This is a genomic window from Ktedonobacter racemifer DSM 44963 (genome assembly GCF_000178855.1).
Lineage (GTDB): Bacteria > Chloroflexota > Ktedonobacteria > Ktedonobacterales > Ktedonobacteraceae > Ktedonobacter > Ktedonobacter racemifer.
In genome coordinates this window covers 240,587-256,325 of record NZ_ADVG01000003.1, presented here as the reverse complement: position 1 = coordinate 256,325, position 15,739 = coordinate 240,587, and the positions used below count along the sequence as shown (strand labels likewise).

Below are 15,739 nucleotides of genomic sequence, written 5' to 3'. Positions count from 1 at the left end.
TCTACGGTACGCGCAAACGCTTACTCCTCGTTGAGGGTAACTGTGCCACTCGTGCCATCGATAGTGACGCGCTGGCCGCTGGTGATGCGTTCGGTCGCAGCGGGTACGCCAACCACAGCCGGGATGCCATACTCGCGAGCGACCACAGCACCGTGTGAGAGCATGCCACCCATTTCCATGATCAGGCCGCCTGCCGTCAGGAAAAGCGGCGTCCAACCAGGATCAGTGGAAGGGGCAACCAGGATCTCCCCGGGCTCTAGATGAGCACCGTTTGGATTGAGAATGACACGAGCTGTAGCCGTAATCTGTCCCGGGGAGGCGGGCGCGCCTGTCAGGATGTGTGCTGCCGCGTCACCCGTAGGGACGGGCGATGGCTCGGTGCCATCCGAGAGAAGCAAGCGAGGGATGTGGCGACGAGCCATTTCACTCTCGTAGCGGTCGTGTCGCTCGTGGACCAGGGGGCGCAGATCTTCACCGGCCAGCGCGCGATGGACTTCGGGCACGCTGAGGAAGATGACATCGTGCGCATTTTCCAGTTGTCCGCTAGCTGCCAGTTGTTTGCCGATAGCGAGCAGGAACTTGCGCAGGTGGGCCATCAGCAAGATGATGCAATATTTGGGCATTTCGCGAAAGCCAGCCAGGGCGCGGCCACGGCTCAGGAAGAAGCCAACAAGCTTGCCCCGTAGCCAGCCCCTGCGGCGGGCACGTCTGGTCAGTTCGGCGACCATAGCCTCAGCTTCACGCACTCCACGTTCAAACTGGACATCAGGTGAGGCGATGTTATCCTCCAGGCGCAGGTAGTTGGCGAGTACGCCGATGATATGCGTGGGATCTTCAGACCAGCGAGTAACGCCCATATCGATCTCGGCGACGGCACGATGTCCATAGCAGCGCAAGAAGGTTGTAAGCTCGTTTTGTAACAGCGCAGGCAAGCTACCAGATAGATAGCCTTGCACGATCTCGGCGGTGGAGGTTTCACGCGCAAATTGAGCGGTGGGGGGACTCGCTTTGATGCGTTGCGTCATGGTCCAGAGTTCCAGATCCATCTCGGTGGTGGGATTGTGTGGCAGGCCACGGAGCACGATCTGCATATCGGCTGGAGAGGCATCCTTGCCCAGGAGATGGGTGGCGATGGCGTGCGAACCCAGGCCAGCAGGGATGATGGGGACAATAGTTTGTAACATGCATTTGACTTCATGGCGAAAACTTTGCTCAAACTGTTGCAGCCCTTCAATGGCATCAGTTTCATGTTCTGCCGCGACCAGGGCTTCGAGGTGCTCGCGGAATTGTTTGATGCGTTTCTGTGCGTCCCTGGGATTGATAAGAGTTCGCAGGACGTTGATTGGCAGATGGATGTTCAGGAAGAAGGTGGCAAGTATGCGCCAGAAACGGAGCCGTTGTTTGGGAAGTAGGGCGAGGCGTGGATCGTTGCTGAGTTGTTCGATCAGTTCGACACTGCGTGTTTCACCAATCGAGGCCGCGTCCCGGAACAGCTTGCTCCCAAATTCGCTACGGATCACGCGGGTCAGATCAATATAGATACGCTCGCCTGCTTCTATGAAAATGGCTGGACCATCCCAGGGATCGCGGGGAGAGAGGCCCATGAAGGTGGCGACGGTACCTGTAAAGAGCTGGAGGGCTGAACGGCCAGCAGGCGTGATGGGACCAAAGACGCCCTGGATGATATTAAAGGAGAAATAGACGCGCAGGTCATCATCAGAGGTGGGAGTGTTGTCTGGCAGAGGATAGAGCGTCGTAATGGGGCGGGACTGCACAAGCCATAGTTTGCTGTTGGCGTCAATGGCCCATTCGATATCTTGTGGGGTACCATAGTAGTGTTCAACCTGTACACCGAGCCGCGCCAGTGCGCGCACCTGCTCATCGGTCAGGCAGGCTGTATCACTGGCGGCCTGGTTCTCGGCGTGGAAGGTGCCACCGCCCGCGATGGAGCTGATGACGAGCTTTTTGTCGCCGAGATGGTGCTCGACAATTTCGCCGGTGCTGCTATTGACGACAAAGTGGTCAGGGTTGCTGGCACCGGAGACAACTGCTTCGCCCAAGCCAGGGTTAGCGTCGATAACAGCCTGGCGTCGCTTGCCAGTGAGCGGATTGGCAGTGAAAAGCACGCCCGCGACCGTGGAATCAACCATTGTTTGTACGACGATGGCCAGGCGGACTGCGCGCTGATCAACCTTCAGATTGGAACGATAGCTGACGGCGCGGTCGCTCCAGAGGGAGGCAAAGCAGCGCTGTACCGCATTGAGCAGGGCCTCTTGCCCAACGATATTGAGGTAGGTGTCTTGCTGACCGGCAAAGGATGCTCCGGGCAGATCTTCGGCAGTGGCGGAGGAGCGCACGGCTACAGGAGTGTTCTCGCCAAGCTGCTGGTAGGCATGGAGGATGGCTTCAGCGATCTCAGAAGGAAGTGCTGTATTCAGGAGACGAGTACGAGCTGCTTCTGCCAGGATATTGTGGTCTACTGTCTGAGCCTCAGCCAGCAATGAATCCATTCCGGCATCAGCGGCGAATCGGGCATAGGCATGCGTGGTGACGCAGAAGCCCAGGGGAACGGGCAACCCGGCGCTGATCATTTCGCCCAGGTTAGCTGCCTTGCCACCAACCCGCGCTAGCTGATCTCGATGCAGCCCTGCCAACGGGATCACAAGGGCATCTAGTGCTTGCATAGTGTTGTCCTCTTGTCCTGGCAGCGGTGCGCTTGCTTGTGTTGCACTATTAGAATGAGAAGTCAGCTCAGCTTTTGCTTTCACAGCTTGATTGAGAGATGGTTGACTCTGTGGCTGGAGAGACATCATGCTCCCCCTTTCTTTTTCCTGCTTCAGCCAGGAGCAGCATTGCCTGCAATACCTGTGCCTGCTCCTCTGGTGAAAGATAAGCCATCACGGCAATTTGCGCATCGGCGCGTCGTTGTTCAACTTGTGCGATCAATGCTCGACCATGTTCGGTCAGTGCAACCTGTTTGGTGCGGCGATCGCGTTTGTCTTCGCGCCGACTTAGCAGCCCCTGCACCACAAGCTGGTCGATCAGGCGGCTGGTGGCTGAGAGTGAACGGCCTAGCTGTTCGGCGATCTGCTTGATGCTCAATTCACCCTTTGTCTCTAACGTGATTAAGGTAGCTACCTGCGCAAATGAGAGATCAAATGCTTGATCGGCGCGTAGCATACCAACAATAAAATCCTGGAAAATGGCCCGCCTGAGAGTGCGCATGCTCTGTGCGAGCAATTCCTGGTCAGTTGTATGAATTGACGGCCCCTTTCCTTCTTTAGTTGCAAACTTGCAATTTTTTTATTAGGTAAACTATAGCAAATGTACAAGCGATAAGTCAAGGAGCTCAGCCTATGCCAGCTCGTACCAGCCGCAGAAGGGTATCGGAACTGGTAGGCAGACCAATGAATTGAGCCAGACGAGCGCCAGCATTTCCTCCCAACAGAAGGCCAACCTTTTGCAAGTGAATGGTGCAGCGTCTAGTGCGTCGGGCGTAGGCTTTGATCTCCTGGCCAAGTCGCTCAGCAAACGTGCGCCGCCTACACATCTGGTTTGAACAGACGCGCACGGCGCACCCGCAGGGGGAGCCGCACCCCTAAATCGGCCCAGCAGAGATCGGTGATGGTACGCATATAATAACTATGTACTTGAGATGAAGTTGTTTGACACACTGGGCAGTTTGCCTGTGGACTCGTGCTAGTCACATGGAGAATGAGTTGATTCTTCGAGATTTCCACATCGGTCAGTTTCAAACTAGGGCAAGGTGGGAGTAAAAAATCTGTATCGATTTGAATGGCGAGATTCTCCTCACGCACGTCATATTGAAGAGCTTATCACGCAAAGTGAGGGAGAGCCGTTTCATTCCCAAATTTAGAAGCAAATAACCAGCCATGAATCTATCTCCTCTCTATGGGCTCTTCTTTCGATGTGCTCGTCTCTTCAAGTTCATCGCTGAGATAGTGCTGGCAGACGGAACCGACAATCTGGATGAGCTGCTCATCAGGGATCGCGCTCAGGGCCTCGGTGTGTAGCAAGCTACGCATAATATTGACGCCAATGAGTTGTGACAAGGCCAGTTCGGCGCGTAGATGCCCATCAGGACCGCCAACCTGCTCCGCGATAGGCTGCAGGAATTGTTCGTTTAGGGCCTGGCGGAGTATGTCAGAGCTATCATTGCTCGATGCTGAACGGATCATGATGAGGAGCGGATCGCTGGCATCCTGTTTGCTCCAATGCGATATGTAGTGGTGAATCAAACCATGACCCAGCCCCATACTCTCTCCACCAGGGAGGCTGCTACAGTTGCCTTTATCTAATGTTGCCAGGAAGAGATCTTCTTTTGAACCAAAGTAGCGAATGACCAAAGCGGGATCGATACCGGCTTTGGAGGCGATGTCGCGAATGGTGACGCACTCATAGCTATCATGTGCAAAGAGCGTGCGCGCCGCCTCTAAGATAGCCTGGCGTGTCGCAACTGCGTCGCGCTCGCGACGACAACGACGAGCAGTGTGTTTCGCTGTGTCTCGTAAACTCATCTCGATTCCTCGCATTCCTGGACCCACGTGTATCTCTCATGCTGTTCCTATCTCATCATCAATCATACCATAGTCAACAGGCGTTGACAAAAGCAGATGAGATAGTTTATAGTGTTCTTAGTTGTCAACAGGTGTTGACAAATGGAGAGAGTCGGGCTTGAGTGCCCGTAGAAGGGCGAATATGTATGTACTGGGTTGCACTTGTTTTGCAGGTATTATTGGCGCTGGCATTCCTCGCGGCTAGCTACCCGAAGGTGACGCGTAGTAAGCAGATGGTGGAGGGCTTTCAGAAGAACCATTTTCCTGTCTGGTTCTTGGTCCTGACCGGTGTGCTTGAAATTGTGGCTGCCCTGGGCTTGATTGCGGGTATCTGGGTGCCTATCCTGGCGACATTGGGCGCAGCGCTCCTAATATGTATCATGGTGGGTGCGGTCCTGACGCATATTCGTGCGAAGGACGCAATCTCTGGTATCGCTCCAGCGGCGGTCTTGCTCATACTGTCAGTTGCCCTGCTGGCCATTCATCATCCCCTGGCATAAGTCGAGTGTTGTGGACGCTGTGGCCGTGGGAAAGCCAGGCCACAACGTTTACCGATGTGTATCCGAACGGCGCTCAAGGCGACGAGGGCGCAGGCGCTTCTTCTCCTCGACAGGTGGCACGCTATGTGACTCGTCGGCTTCCTGCTTGAGAAGCCAGTTCCTTCGGGAACTCATTCAAGGGGAGAAGGATGAGAGCGCCTGGTCCCTATTTGAACAGTGCCTTTGAAATTGACCGGACCATACCCAACAAAACTATTCCCATTTTGGAGGAAAAATGAGTACTGAAATAACGACAAAAGAGGAATCATTCCAGCCAGATTACGCCGGACTCCAGTCCTATCTGAATTATGTCCAGAAACGGCGTTCTATACGTAAGCTTACATATGGCCCAGTCCCTGACGAGACGATTCGCGGTATAGTTGAAGCAGGCCGCTGGTCGCCTTCCTCTGCCAATTCACAGCCGACCCGTATTGCCATAGTGAAAGAGCGTCATATGGAGCTTTGGGATTTTATTGAGAGCACATTGAAGCAGAAATTACAGGGGGAGCAATTGCAACGTGCTCTGGACCGCCTTCCTGGCTATCGTTCAGGTGTTTTCACACTTGTTTTTTACGAGGACTCTGCCGTTGCGGACAACCCACCGTTTCCGGGAGGCCAGGAACTCTGGAAAAATTTCTCTGCTCAGGCTCTGGGTATAGCCCAGGCCAATGTATGGAATGCTATCGCTGCCGCCGGGCTGGCAGCCTCCAATCAGCATATTAATCTGCAAATAGAAGAGGAACTGCGTGACTTCCTCGGTGTGCCTGCGACGTGGAGAAGCTATAGTATTTTTCCTGTTGGTTATGCAGACGAGACACCAGAGGAAGGAAGCCGTCACCCTCATGAGGAAGTTATCTTCTACGAGCAGGGTCCCGCTGCGTAAGAACCTTTGCGACTTGACCAATCATCAGGCACTGGTTGTGAAGCATAGCATCAATCAGAATGGACTCAAACTGTGCTCAGAAGTCCATTGAAATAGGAGCGCACGGCAGCAACGATCTCGATGACTTCGGTATCGTTGCCTGCCGTCTTTTCCCTGGTGGGATCCCGGTCACGGCTGGAAAAACATCCTCAATGATCGACACAAGATCAACCCAAGCATTGATGTACCTGGCTCATCGCTACGTAAGGTGTCAATGGGCCCTTGAGTACAAACGGCCCGGAATACCACGCTAAGCGCTTAGCGTGGTATTCCGGGCACTCCCGCACTTTTCGTGAAAGCTCTAGAATACGTAAAGAACCAGTGGGCACAGATTGGCTTCTGAACGAACCTTTCTTTTTGTAGATCTGCTTTCAGCCACAGCACTGTTCCCTCGCGTTTCGAGAATACTCTGCTTCTTGAGCGTCTCTCGTTGCTGCTCATGCTCGTGTTCCTTCAAGGTCTGGTACGGGAGTCCAGTCCAGCTTGCTTGTTCCTCGAAGATAGTACATACTAGACGTGCTCTCGATTCGAGCAGAAATGCATCTTCTTTCTCAGGGATGGGGTACGTGAAAGGGAGAGGTACCACCTCTATGTCCAATGCCAAGCAGACCAAGCGTGTCACTCCTGGGTCGCGTGAGACGCTCCTCCACATGCTTGAGACCCTTCCGGATGCCGTATTTGTCGTCGATGACACAGAAGCGATTATCTATGCCAATGCGAGCGCCCGGACACTCTCCGGAACCACGCGAGAGGAGGCCTGTGGCACGTCCTTGTGGTGCGGCGCGCTCCACCTGGTCAGCCCGTCGCTCTACCAGGCCGTCCACAAGGCCAAAGAGACCCGAGAACCAACCGAAGTGACGTATGTGTCTCCCGCCACCAACCGCTGGCTGCACGTCTCGCTCTCTCCGACCGACGAAGGCCTCGCGCTCTTTTTCCACGAACAGCTGGAACCATTGCCCCTCCAGCATGCTTTGAGCCAGAACGAACACCTGTACCGTGATCTTCTGGACAGCGTCGGTGATGGCGTCATGATCGTGACTCCCGAGGGGCTGGTCCTCGACATCAATCAGCTTTCCCTGGCAGATGCCCACCTGCAGTGGGAGGTGGTGGTGGGCACACCGTTGACCGACCTACCTGCGTGGTCCTCTGACTCGGTTGTCCAAGAGCACTTGCGCACAGCCATTGCGAGAGCCGCCAGGGGAGAAACCGTGCGCTTTGAGGCTAAAATCCATCCCCGAACCGACCTGTCTCTGGATATTTTGATGACGATTACCGCCCTTCGGGATGCCAGCCAGCAGGTCGAGTATCTCATCTGTGCAGGCCGGGATATCACCGAACGCAAGCACGCCGAAGACGAACTGCGTGTCCTGATCGATGCCATCCCCCAACTTGTCTGGATGGCACGCCCCGATGGCTCGCGTGAATACAGTAACCGACGCTGGTGTGACTATACCGACATGACTTCTGAACAATACCAAGGGGATGGCTGGCTCCAGGCCATCCACCCCGACGACCAACAACACGTCCTGGAGGTGTGGCAGCGTGCTGTCCAAACCGACGGGCCCTATGAAACAGAACTGCGCCTGCGCCAGGGCACGACCGGAGCCTATCGCTGGTTCCTTGTCCGAGCAATGCAGCACAAGGATGATCAGGGGACGACATTGAAATGGTTTGGTACCTGTACCGACATCGACGATCAGAAACAGGCTGAGCAGCGGCTCAAAGCCAGCGAGGAGAACTGGCGGGTGCTGGCCGAAACGGTGCCTCAGCTCGTGTGGACCGCGCGACCAGATGGCGGTCTCGATTACGTGAATCAGCGGTGTAGAGACCTTGCGCAGACCGATGCTGAGCACCTCCAAGGCGATGGATGGAGTCAGTTCGTGCACCCTGAGGATCTTGAGCGAGTTCTAGCTCTGTGGCGGCATGCGTTTGCAACAGGTGAGTCCTTTGAGAGCGAACATCGTCTGAAGGATTGTCGAACTGGAGCCTATCGCTGGTTCTTAGTCCGCGCTATGCCGATGCGTGATGAAACCGGCCAGACCGTCAAGTGGTTTGGCACTGGCACCGATATCGAGGACCGGAAGCGCATCGAGGAAGCCTTGCGCCAGAGTCAAGAGCGCGCAAGCACCCTGATGGACTCCAACATTATCGGGATCTTTGCCACCGAGGGTGAGCAGATTGTGGACGCGAACGACACTTTACTGCGCATGACCGGCTATACACGCGAAGACCTGCGTGCCGGGCGTATCAACTGGATGAGCATGACAGCTCCAGAATATCTGGCTCGCACCAGGCAAGCACAGCAGGAACTTGCCACCCAGCAGTATCTGACACCCTATGAGAAAGAGTACGTGTGTAAAGATGGCAGTCGCCTTCCGGTGCTCGTGGGTCGTGTCGCCTTACAACATCACTCATCCCAAGCAATCGCCTTTGTGCTGGATAATTCGGCCCGCAAGGAACTGGAACAACGCAAGGATGCCTTTATCAGCACGGCCAGCCATGAGCTCAAGACACCGCTCACGGCCATGAAACTGCAAGCCATCTTGCTGCACAGGCAACTGGCCAAGCAAGGCCTCCAGGCTTCTGCTCCGACTCTTTCCAGCATGGAGACCCAGATCATCAAAGTCACCCGACTGGTGGAAGAGTTACTGGATGTCTCCAAGATCCAGGCAGACAGGTTGGAGTATCTCCAGGAGACGGTCGGTCTTGATGCGTTGCTTCATGAGGTGGTAGACACCATGCAACCGATCCATGCGACGCATACCATTGTGGTGCGTGGCGCGGCACCCTGCTCACTGGTTGGGGACAAAGATCGACTTGGACAGGTCTTCATCAACCTGATCAGCAATGCGATCAAGTATTCTCCCGGCGCCGAGACGGTCGAGATTGACCTGAGTGCCTCCGAAGAGACGGTCGCGGTCCGTGTGCATGATCATGGTCTGGGCATCCCACGAGCGCAATGCGACAAGATTTTTGAGCGCTTCTATCGGGCCACTGATCCCAACCAGAAAGCCATTCCCGGCCTGGGCATGGGACTCTACATTGTGGCGGAGATCGTCAGGCATCACGGGGGAACCCTGACGGTGGAGAGCGAAGTTGGCAAAGGCTCGACTTTTACGGTGACTCTGCCCTGCAAGCGCGGTGCCCGAGCAGATGGCGCGCACGCCACGCGTGTCATCTAAGCCGAGGAGAGCGGTGGAAAGTGTTGCGACACGGATGCGCGCCGCTCTCACCAACCAGATGCTTGCGTACGAGAGCGCTTGCCGGTCACAAGCTGCCTGCATCCGGCGGCTTTGCTGCGTATCACGAAGGCCAAGGGCGAATGACTGTCTTTGCTTCTGAGGGCAAGGCCCGCATGTTCGACTACCAGGCCGGTGACGTGGGCTATGTGCCATTCGCTATGGGGCACTATATTGAGAATACCGGTGACACACCGCTGCGCTTCCTGGAGATGTTCAGGAGTGAGCGCTTTGCTGACGTGTCGCTGAACCAGTGGATGGCGTTGACCACCCCCGCACTGGTGCAGGATCATCTGCATCTGAACCAGACGGTGATGGATGCGCTGCGCAAGGAGAAGCAAATAGTCGTCATTTGAGGTACATCGGCGAGGCTTGCGATCAAGGTCAGCCTCGCCATGGCGCTTCATATGAGATGAAACAGCACCCGAGTGGATCTGCCTTCAGCATTCCCGAATCACGGAAAGTGTGGAAGAGCCCGAAAAACAACGTTAAGCTCTTTACCAACTCAAAAGGCTGCGCAGACCGCGCAACGGCCATGAGCCAGCAGCGTTCGGGTGAGTAACGTCATATGTCACGATGGAGGAGAAACACCCACATGTGTACCATTTTGCAGAAACTCTCGCCTTAGTTCGTCCAGCACCGTTCGCAGCATGACATTGGCCGCAGTTCCAAGGATGCTAAAGCGACGTTGGACGAGCGCAAAAACAAAATCTTCCTTGAGGTCTGCGATAGGCAAGGCAATGACATCGGCCCTCTGACTTGGCCGAATCATGGAGGGAGGCGCAAAGGTCACGCCTACTCCCGACCTGACAAAGGCGAGGACGCCCTCCAGCATATCCACTTCCGTTATCGGTTGGACTGGCAGCTTCCGTTGCCCAAACACGCGCTCAATGACTCGCCGTGCTACAAATCCCTCATGCAAGAGCACTAGCGGCTCCCCAACAAGGTGCTCAAGCAGCAACGGAGTCCTGGGACGTTGCGCGAATGGATGGTGCGAGGCGACCAGGACATGCAACTGATCACGAAAGATGTCCCGCACCACAAGCGTCTCTGGCGGTTTCCCACCATCAAAGGTCATGCCAACCACCGCGAAATCCAGTTGCTGTTGCTCAACCAGTTGCAATAGTTCGTCCGTGCCACGTATATAGACTTGAAGACGAATATGCGGAAAACGGTCATGGAAGCGGGCAAATAAACGAGGGAGGATCTCCGTACCAAATCCCTCGATCCCTCCGATGCGGACCAAGCCACGTGCACCTTCTTGTAGTTCCGCCATAGCCTGCTGTCCTTGTTGTAATGCCTCCAATGCTTGCCGGGCATAGCTGACAAATTCCTGACCGGCCTCTGTTAACTGGACCCGTTTCTTGACACGGCTGAACAGTTCGATCCCTAATTCCCCTTCCAATGACCTGATTTGGCGACTCAAGACGGGTTGCGCCACAGAGCACAGTTCTGCCGCCCGGCGAAAATTGCAGGTTTGAGCCGCAGCCAGAAAATAGGTGAGTTTGGGAATCTCCACGGGACCCTCACTTTCTCTCAAACAGATGCTGATACCTCCAAGGTATCATAATTCCTACAAAAAAAGTATTGGACAAATCAACTTTCCCTCTACTATACTCAAAAAAGACGACGGTTGCCAGGAGGCAACGGGAACCTGTCGCTCCTGGGAGAGGAGAGAGACGAACCGACTGGCAAACAGGACGTCGAATGTGCTGCTACAAGAAGGAGACATGATGCGTTCAGATCAGATTAAGCTCGGCTTTGAGCGTGCACCTCACCGGGGTCTTCTCCGGGCAACCGGGGTGGTCAGCGAGCACGATTTTCGCAAGCCGTTTATCGCTGTCTGCAATTCCTATGTTGATATCGTTCCTGGACATGTTCACTTACAAGCCTTTGGAAAACTGGTGAAAGAAGCCATCCGCGCTGCGGGAGGCGTCCCGTTCGAGTTCAATACCATTGGGGTCGATGATGGCATTGCCATGGGCCATATTGGCATGAAGTATTCGCTTCCGAGCCGTGAGCTGATTGCTGATTGTATTGAGACCATGGTGGAAGCCCATCGCTTTGATGGCATGGTCTGTATTCCCAATTGCGATAAAATCGTGCCCGGCATGTTGATGGCTGCCATGCGCCTGGATATTCCCACCATTTTCGTCAGTGGAGGTCCAATGGCGGCAGGCAAACTGGCTGATGGGCGCAGCGTCGATCTCGCCAGCATTTTTGAAGGGGTCGGGGCCTATAAGGCCGGGGTGATTGATGAGCAACAATTAGACGAACTTGAACGCAAGGGCTGTCCCTCGTGCGGTTCCTGCTCAGGCATGTTTACCGCCAACTCGATGAACTGCCTGATGGAAGCACTTGGACTGGCACTCCCCGGCAACGGTTCGCGCCTGGCGAACTCGCAGGAGCGCAAAGCGCTGGCGCACGCAGCCGGGCAGCAGATTCTCGCCTTGATAGAAGCTCAGCTTACTCCACGCCAGATAGTCAACGAGGAAAGCATCGATAACGCTTTTGCGCTGGATATGGCAATGGGGGGGTCAAGCAATACCGTGCTGCATACCCTGGCTCTGGCTCACGAAGGGGGGATCAACTACGCACTTGCGCGTATCAACCTCATTGCCGAGCGCACACCCCATCTGTGTAAGGTCAGCCCCGCTGGTCAGTGGCACATGGAAGATGTTGACCGCGCAGGCGGCGTCAGCGCGATCCTCAAAGAGCTCTCACGCAAGCCTGGCGTCCTGCACCTGGATCGCCCCACCGTCACGCTCAAAACCCTGGGTGAAAATATCGCCGAAGCAAGCATTCAGGATGGAAATGTCATCCACACGATAGAACAGCCGTATAGCGAGCGAGGAAGTCTGGCGATCCTCTTCGGTAATCTCGCACCCAGTGGAGCGGTGGTGAAGGTCGGAGCGGTTGCGCCTTCCATGCTTCGGCATAGCGGCCCGGCGCGTATCTACAATTCACAGGAAGAGGCAAGTGCGGGTATTCTCAATCGAGAGGTCGAGCCCGGTGATGTCGTGGTGATTCGCTACGAAGGACCACGGGGAGGGCCTGGAATGCAGGAGATGCTGGCTCCTACGGCCAATCTGATGGGGATGGGACTGGGGGAGCAGGTCGCCCTCATCACCGATGGGCGTTTCTCTGGTGCGACACGCGGGATGTGCATTGGTCATATTTCACCAGAAGCGGCAGCGGGCGGACCTCTTGCCGCGTTGGTGGATGGAGATCGCATTTCCATCGATCTGATCGAGCATCACCTCCAGGTCGATCTCACGGCAGAAGAGATAGCACAACGCCTGTCGGAAGTTCGCCTGCGCAAAAGGCCGGTGAAAAGCTCCTGGCTACGTCGCTATGCAGCGCTTGTCACATCAGCAAATACGGGCGCTGTCCTGGCAGATCCAGAGGAGCAAGAAGGGGACTAATACCTGATACTCTCCTGATGGTTTAAAGAAGTGACTCATTTGAGCAGAGAAACAGCATTACTCGTCATTGACGTTCAGATAGGCATCTTTGAAGGCCATTCTCCCATTCATCGAGCGATCAAGGTCATGTTCGCCCCGTAGTTGCGGGTAATTTTGCCGACTGCACGCTCGCCTCGAGGCGCATAAGCATATCGAGGGGTCATATTGATCTGGGAGCCTGTCTCATCCACAACCACCAAATCCTGCGTGGGCAAGTGACTCGCTTGCCCACGCCAGGCCGCGCAAGCTGCTTCATTCTGCTCGCTTGCCGCGAACGTCTTTTTTTTCGCGTCCAGCCCAAAGCGGCCCGGGCGCGGCTGATACTGGCAGGACTAACCGTGATGCCATGCGCTGCTTGGAACAGTCGGCAATGCTCTTCTCGCCTCGCATCGGGATGGGCTTCTAACTGCGCTCTCAAGTGGACCTGCAATACGGCTCCTTTCACCGCAGGCCGACCTGGAATCGTTTTTGGCACCACATGACCAGTCTCTCGTCGTTGTTTGAGATAGCGTTTGATCGTCGCTACCGACACCATGAACGTCTTGGCAACCTCGGCCTAGCGCTGTCCAGCATCGACGGCTCGCAGCACTCGTTGCCGCAAATCTTGTGAGTATGGCTTCATGCCCACAGTGTATCACCCATAAACCGTTGAGCAGCGCTCTCGTCATGCTCCCTTCCTCATTAGCCCATTGGAATGCCCAGCTTACAACCGTCCGATGAGGTGAGTGAGGCGAGGGAGATTGGTGGGGTCGGAGCTTTGGAGGGGCATGATGAGCAGTTCGTCGAGGCCGAAGGAGAGCAGTTCGGCGAGACGAGAGGCAATCGTGGCCTCGTTGCCGGAAATGACCAGGGTGTCGATGAGGTCGTCGGACCAGGAGCCATCGGGGGAAACGGGAAAGCCAGCGGCAGTGAACATGGCGGCATACTCGGGCTGGTTACCATAAAAACGGCCATGGTCAAATTGGGCTCGAAAGGCGCTTCGGACAGACTGAGGATCAGAGTCAAGCACGACGAAGACTTGAGCTATCAGAGGAGGCGTGGGGCGCCCAGCGCGTTCCGCGCTTGCTCGCATAGTCGGCAGGGCTGTGTGCAGCAAATACTTCGGTGGACAAACCCAGGCAATCGCGCCATCGGCGAGCTCACCCGCGAGAGCAAAAGCTTTTTCACGCAAGGCAGAGATGAGGATGGGCACCTGGGCGCTTTCCGGGAGCGTCGCCTGGGTGTGGTAGAAAGAGCCGTGATGCTCAACATGACCAGTCCAGAGTGCGGCCCGCAAAATCGTCAGGTATTCGCGCAGATGAGCAAGGGGTCTGGACGGAGTGAGTCCGTAGCTTGACTCGATGGGTTGGCGATTGCCAGGACCGATGCCCAGACGCAAACGGTTTGGCGCAAAGCTGGCCAGGGCAAGAGCCTGCTGAGCCAGGGCAACGGGATGGTGCGCGTAGGTCGGCATGATGGCTGTTCCCAAACAGATGGTTGTGGTGTGGGTGGCTGCAGCGGCGAGCACCGTGAGCGAGTTCCAGAGCGGCGTCCCCTGAGTGCGCCAAACCTGATGTACGCTAGCGGCTTCAGCAGCTACTATCGTTGCCAGGGCTTCAGCGGGAGGCGTCTGATAGGTCAAGAGACCAAGGCGCTCACGGAGCGCACGCGACTTTGAATCTGGATGGGTCTGAGATACGGTCGGGATATGCATAGGATGCCTTTCTTTGTTTGCTGTGATAGAGCAAGTATAGCTTGTGGCAGGGGAAAATCTGGCATATAATCACTGGTATTTGCAGAGTTTAAGCGGAGAAACAAAGGGAAAAGCGAGCGATGCCGAAAGAATCGAGGGGTGAGTTGGATCAGATTGACCGAGAGATTGTGCGTCTCCTGGAAAAGGATGCGCGTTTGTCCTTTGCTGCTCTTGGTCGCAAGGTGCATTTATCGCTGTCGGCAGTTGCTGAGCGGGTGCGGAAGCTAGAAGATACGGGGGTAGTGACAGGGTATCATGCGGCTATAGATGCGACCAAAGTAGGGCTTGGCGTGCAGGCCATTTTGCGTATCGCAGCTGACAAAGAGCATTGCCAGCGGGTGGCAGCGTTAGCGGAACAGACACCGGAAGTACGCGAGGGTTATCAGATTACTGGGGAGGATTCGTACGTACTCATCATAGCGGTGAGATCGGTGGAGCATTTGGGGCAAATAGTCAAAAATTTTGGGGAGCTGGGGGAAGTCAGCACATCGGTGATCTTGGGGCGTGTGGGCCCCAAAGCGCAATGATCGAGTGGCTAACGATAAACGAATAACATGATGCTGTCAGTTATCTAGTAGATCAATGGTTATGAACAGCGCTCTAGTGCTCCGTTCGTGAAGTGGTGATAGAATCAGAAGAGAGGAAGGTGGAAAAGAGAAAGGAGCGCGAGAGATGCCGAAGATCCTGCGAGCGCGAGCAGCGCAAGATGAACGCGAAGAGAGGCGAGTGCGCAAACTGGCCGCCAGCCGGCATGGACCAGCGGATTGGATCCTGCATGCACAGATGGTCGTGCGCAGCTGGGATGGAGAACGCGTGGAAGCCATTGCGCAGGCCCTGCACTGTGACGCGCAGACCGTGCGCCGTCGGTTGCATCGCTTTGAGACAGAGGGGATTGAGGGGCTGGGTGATCGACCCAAAGCCGGCCGTCCTCGTCGCTTGACGACAGAAGATGACAGCCGGATCATTGCCCTGGCCAAGCAGCCGCCTCCCGGGCGGTTGGTCAGGTACACTGACGGAAGCCTGGAGGCCAGGGAGGAGCAAAAAGCCGCGCAGTGGAGCCTGGATGCACTGGCCCAGGCAGCCAAGGAAGCCGGGATTGCCGTGAAACGCAGCCAGATCCGTACGATCTTGCTGCGCGAAGGGGTGCAGTGGCGTCACACCCACAGTTGGGGGACCAGCGATGAGAAAGAGTTCGTCCCAAAAGGGTAGCGGTCGTCAGCCACTACACCGACCCACCCGCAGGCTCGACGACCATCTGTACCGACG

Annotated in this window: 11 protein-coding genes and 1 pseudogene; 7 read left to right on the top strand and 5 right to left on the bottom strand. The window is 55.8% G+C overall.

Translation table 11 applies throughout. From position 1 onward, the window contains the following. Positions 1 to 20: 20 nt before the first annotated feature. The 3 genes from KRAC_RS30165 to KRAC_RS30155 all read right to left on the bottom strand — a co-directional run bounded on the left by KRAC_RS30165 (position 21) and on the right by KRAC_RS30155 (position 4,538). Positions 21 to 2,684 (bottom strand): PEP/pyruvate-binding domain-containing protein, encoded by a 2,664-nt coding sequence (locus KRAC_RS30165; protein ID WP_040445338.1) that lies wholly within the window; start codon positions 2,682 to 2,684, stop codon positions 21 to 23. A gap of 67 nt (positions 2,685 to 2,751) precedes the next feature. Next, positions 2,752 to 3,225: a MarR family winged helix-turn-helix transcriptional regulator gene (locus tag KRAC_RS30160; RefSeq protein WP_007913902.1), complete on the bottom strand. Its 474-nt coding sequence runs from the start codon at positions 3,223 to 3,225 to the stop codon at positions 2,752 to 2,754. Between the two features lie 674 nt (positions 3,226 to 3,899). Beyond that, positions 3,900 to 4,538, bottom strand: a complete 639-nt coding sequence (locus KRAC_RS30155; protein ID WP_007913901.1) for a TetR/AcrR family transcriptional regulator — start codon at positions 4,536 to 4,538, stop codon at positions 3,900 to 3,902. A 185-nt stretch (positions 4,539 to 4,723) separates the two neighbouring features. Between KRAC_RS30155 and KRAC_RS30150 the strand changes: the two genes are divergently transcribed. The 4 genes and pseudogenes from KRAC_RS30150 to KRAC_RS30135 form a co-directional block, all read left to right on the top strand. Further along, the gene (locus tag KRAC_RS30150; protein WP_007913899.1) at positions 4,724 to 5,077 is read left to right on the top strand and encodes a DoxX family protein; all 354 of its coding nucleotides are present in this window, start codon (positions 4,724 to 4,726) and stop codon (positions 5,075 to 5,077) included. A 274-nt stretch (positions 5,078 to 5,351) separates the two neighbouring features. Beyond that, entirely contained in the window at positions 5,352 to 5,999 is a 648-nt protein-coding gene (locus KRAC_RS30145) for a nitroreductase family protein (RefSeq protein ID WP_007913898.1), read from the top strand. 629 nt (positions 6,000 to 6,628) lie between these two features. After that, complete coding sequence (locus tag KRAC_RS30140; RefSeq protein ID WP_007913896.1) at positions 6,629 to 9,220, top strand: PAS domain-containing sensor histidine kinase; 2,592 nt, start codon at positions 6,629 to 6,631, stop codon at positions 9,218 to 9,220. Positions 9,221 to 9,306: 86 nt separating this feature from the next. Next, a pseudogene (locus KRAC_RS30135) lies at positions 9,307 to 9,633 on the top strand (cupin domain-containing protein); the annotation flags it as partial. A 215-nt stretch (positions 9,634 to 9,848) separates the two neighbouring features. Here KRAC_RS30135 and KRAC_RS30125 read toward each other — a convergent pair. Beyond that, complete coding sequence (locus KRAC_RS30125; protein WP_083814896.1) at positions 9,849 to 10,817, bottom strand: LysR family transcriptional regulator; 969 nt, start codon at positions 10,815 to 10,817, stop codon at positions 9,849 to 9,851. Positions 10,818 to 11,010: 193 nt separating this feature from the next. Between KRAC_RS30125 and ilvD the strand changes: the two genes are divergently transcribed. Then, a complete protein-coding gene (ilvD, locus tag KRAC_RS30120) occupies positions 11,011 to 12,702 on the top strand; it encodes a dihydroxy-acid dehydratase (protein ID WP_007913892.1) in 1,692 nt (563 codons plus the stop codon). 742 nt (positions 12,703 to 13,444) lie between these two features. Here the strand turns inward: ilvD and KRAC_RS30115 are convergent. After that, entirely contained in the window at positions 13,445 to 14,434 is a 990-nt protein-coding gene (locus KRAC_RS30115; RefSeq protein ID WP_007913891.1) for an LLM class flavin-dependent oxidoreductase, read from the bottom strand. Positions 14,435 to 14,553: 119 nt separating this feature from the next. Here KRAC_RS30115 and KRAC_RS30110 point away from each other — a divergent pair, with 119 nt between their 5' ends. Beyond that, positions 14,554 to 15,000, top strand: coding sequence for an Lrp/AsnC family transcriptional regulator (locus KRAC_RS30110; RefSeq protein WP_007913890.1), 447 nt, complete (start codon positions 14,554 to 14,556; stop codon positions 14,998 to 15,000). Positions 15,001 to 15,145: 145 nt separating this feature from the next. Next, on the top strand, positions 15,146 to 15,682 hold the full coding sequence (locus KRAC_RS73900) for a helix-turn-helix domain-containing protein (protein WP_052568707.1): 537 nt from the start codon (positions 15,146 to 15,148) through the stop codon (positions 15,680 to 15,682). The last annotated feature ends 57 nt before the right edge of the window (positions 15,683 to 15,739 follow it).

Bases quoted from the DNA above. Each gene is read 5' to 3' on its own strand.
- KRAC_RS30150 (WP_007913899.1), top strand. From the start codon at position 4,724: ATGTACTGGGTTGCACTTGTTTTGCAGGTATTATTGGCGCTGGCATTC.
- KRAC_RS30110 (WP_007913890.1), top strand. From the start codon at position 14,554: ATGCCGAAAGAATCGAGGGGTGAGTTGGATCAGATTGACCGAGAGATT.
- KRAC_RS30165 (WP_040445338.1), bottom strand. From the start codon at position 2,684: ATGCAAGCACTAGATGCCCTTGTGATCCCGTTGGCAGGGCTGCATCGA.
- KRAC_RS73900 (WP_052568707.1), top strand. From the start codon at position 15,146: ATGCCGAAGATCCTGCGAGCGCGAGCAGCGCAAGATGAACGCGAAGAG.
- KRAC_RS30115 (WP_007913891.1), bottom strand. From the start codon at position 14,434: ATGCATATCCCGACCGTATCTCAGACCCATCCAGATTCAAAGTCGCGT.
- KRAC_RS30145 (WP_007913898.1), top strand. From the start codon at position 5,352: ATGAGTACTGAAATAACGACAAAAGAGGAATCATTCCAGCCAGATTAC.
- KRAC_RS30140 (WP_007913896.1), top strand. From the start codon at position 6,629: ATGTCCAATGCCAAGCAGACCAAGCGTGTCACTCCTGGGTCGCGTGAG.
- KRAC_RS30160 (WP_007913902.1), bottom strand. From the start codon at position 3,225: ATGCGCACTCTCAGGCGGGCCATTTTCCAGGATTTTATTGTTGGTATG.
- ilvD (WP_007913892.1), top strand. From the start codon at position 11,011: ATGCGTTCAGATCAGATTAAGCTCGGCTTTGAGCGTGCACCTCACCGG.
- KRAC_RS30155 (WP_007913901.1), bottom strand. From the start codon at position 4,538: ATGAGTTTACGAGACACAGCGAAACACACTGCTCGTCGTTGTCGTCGC.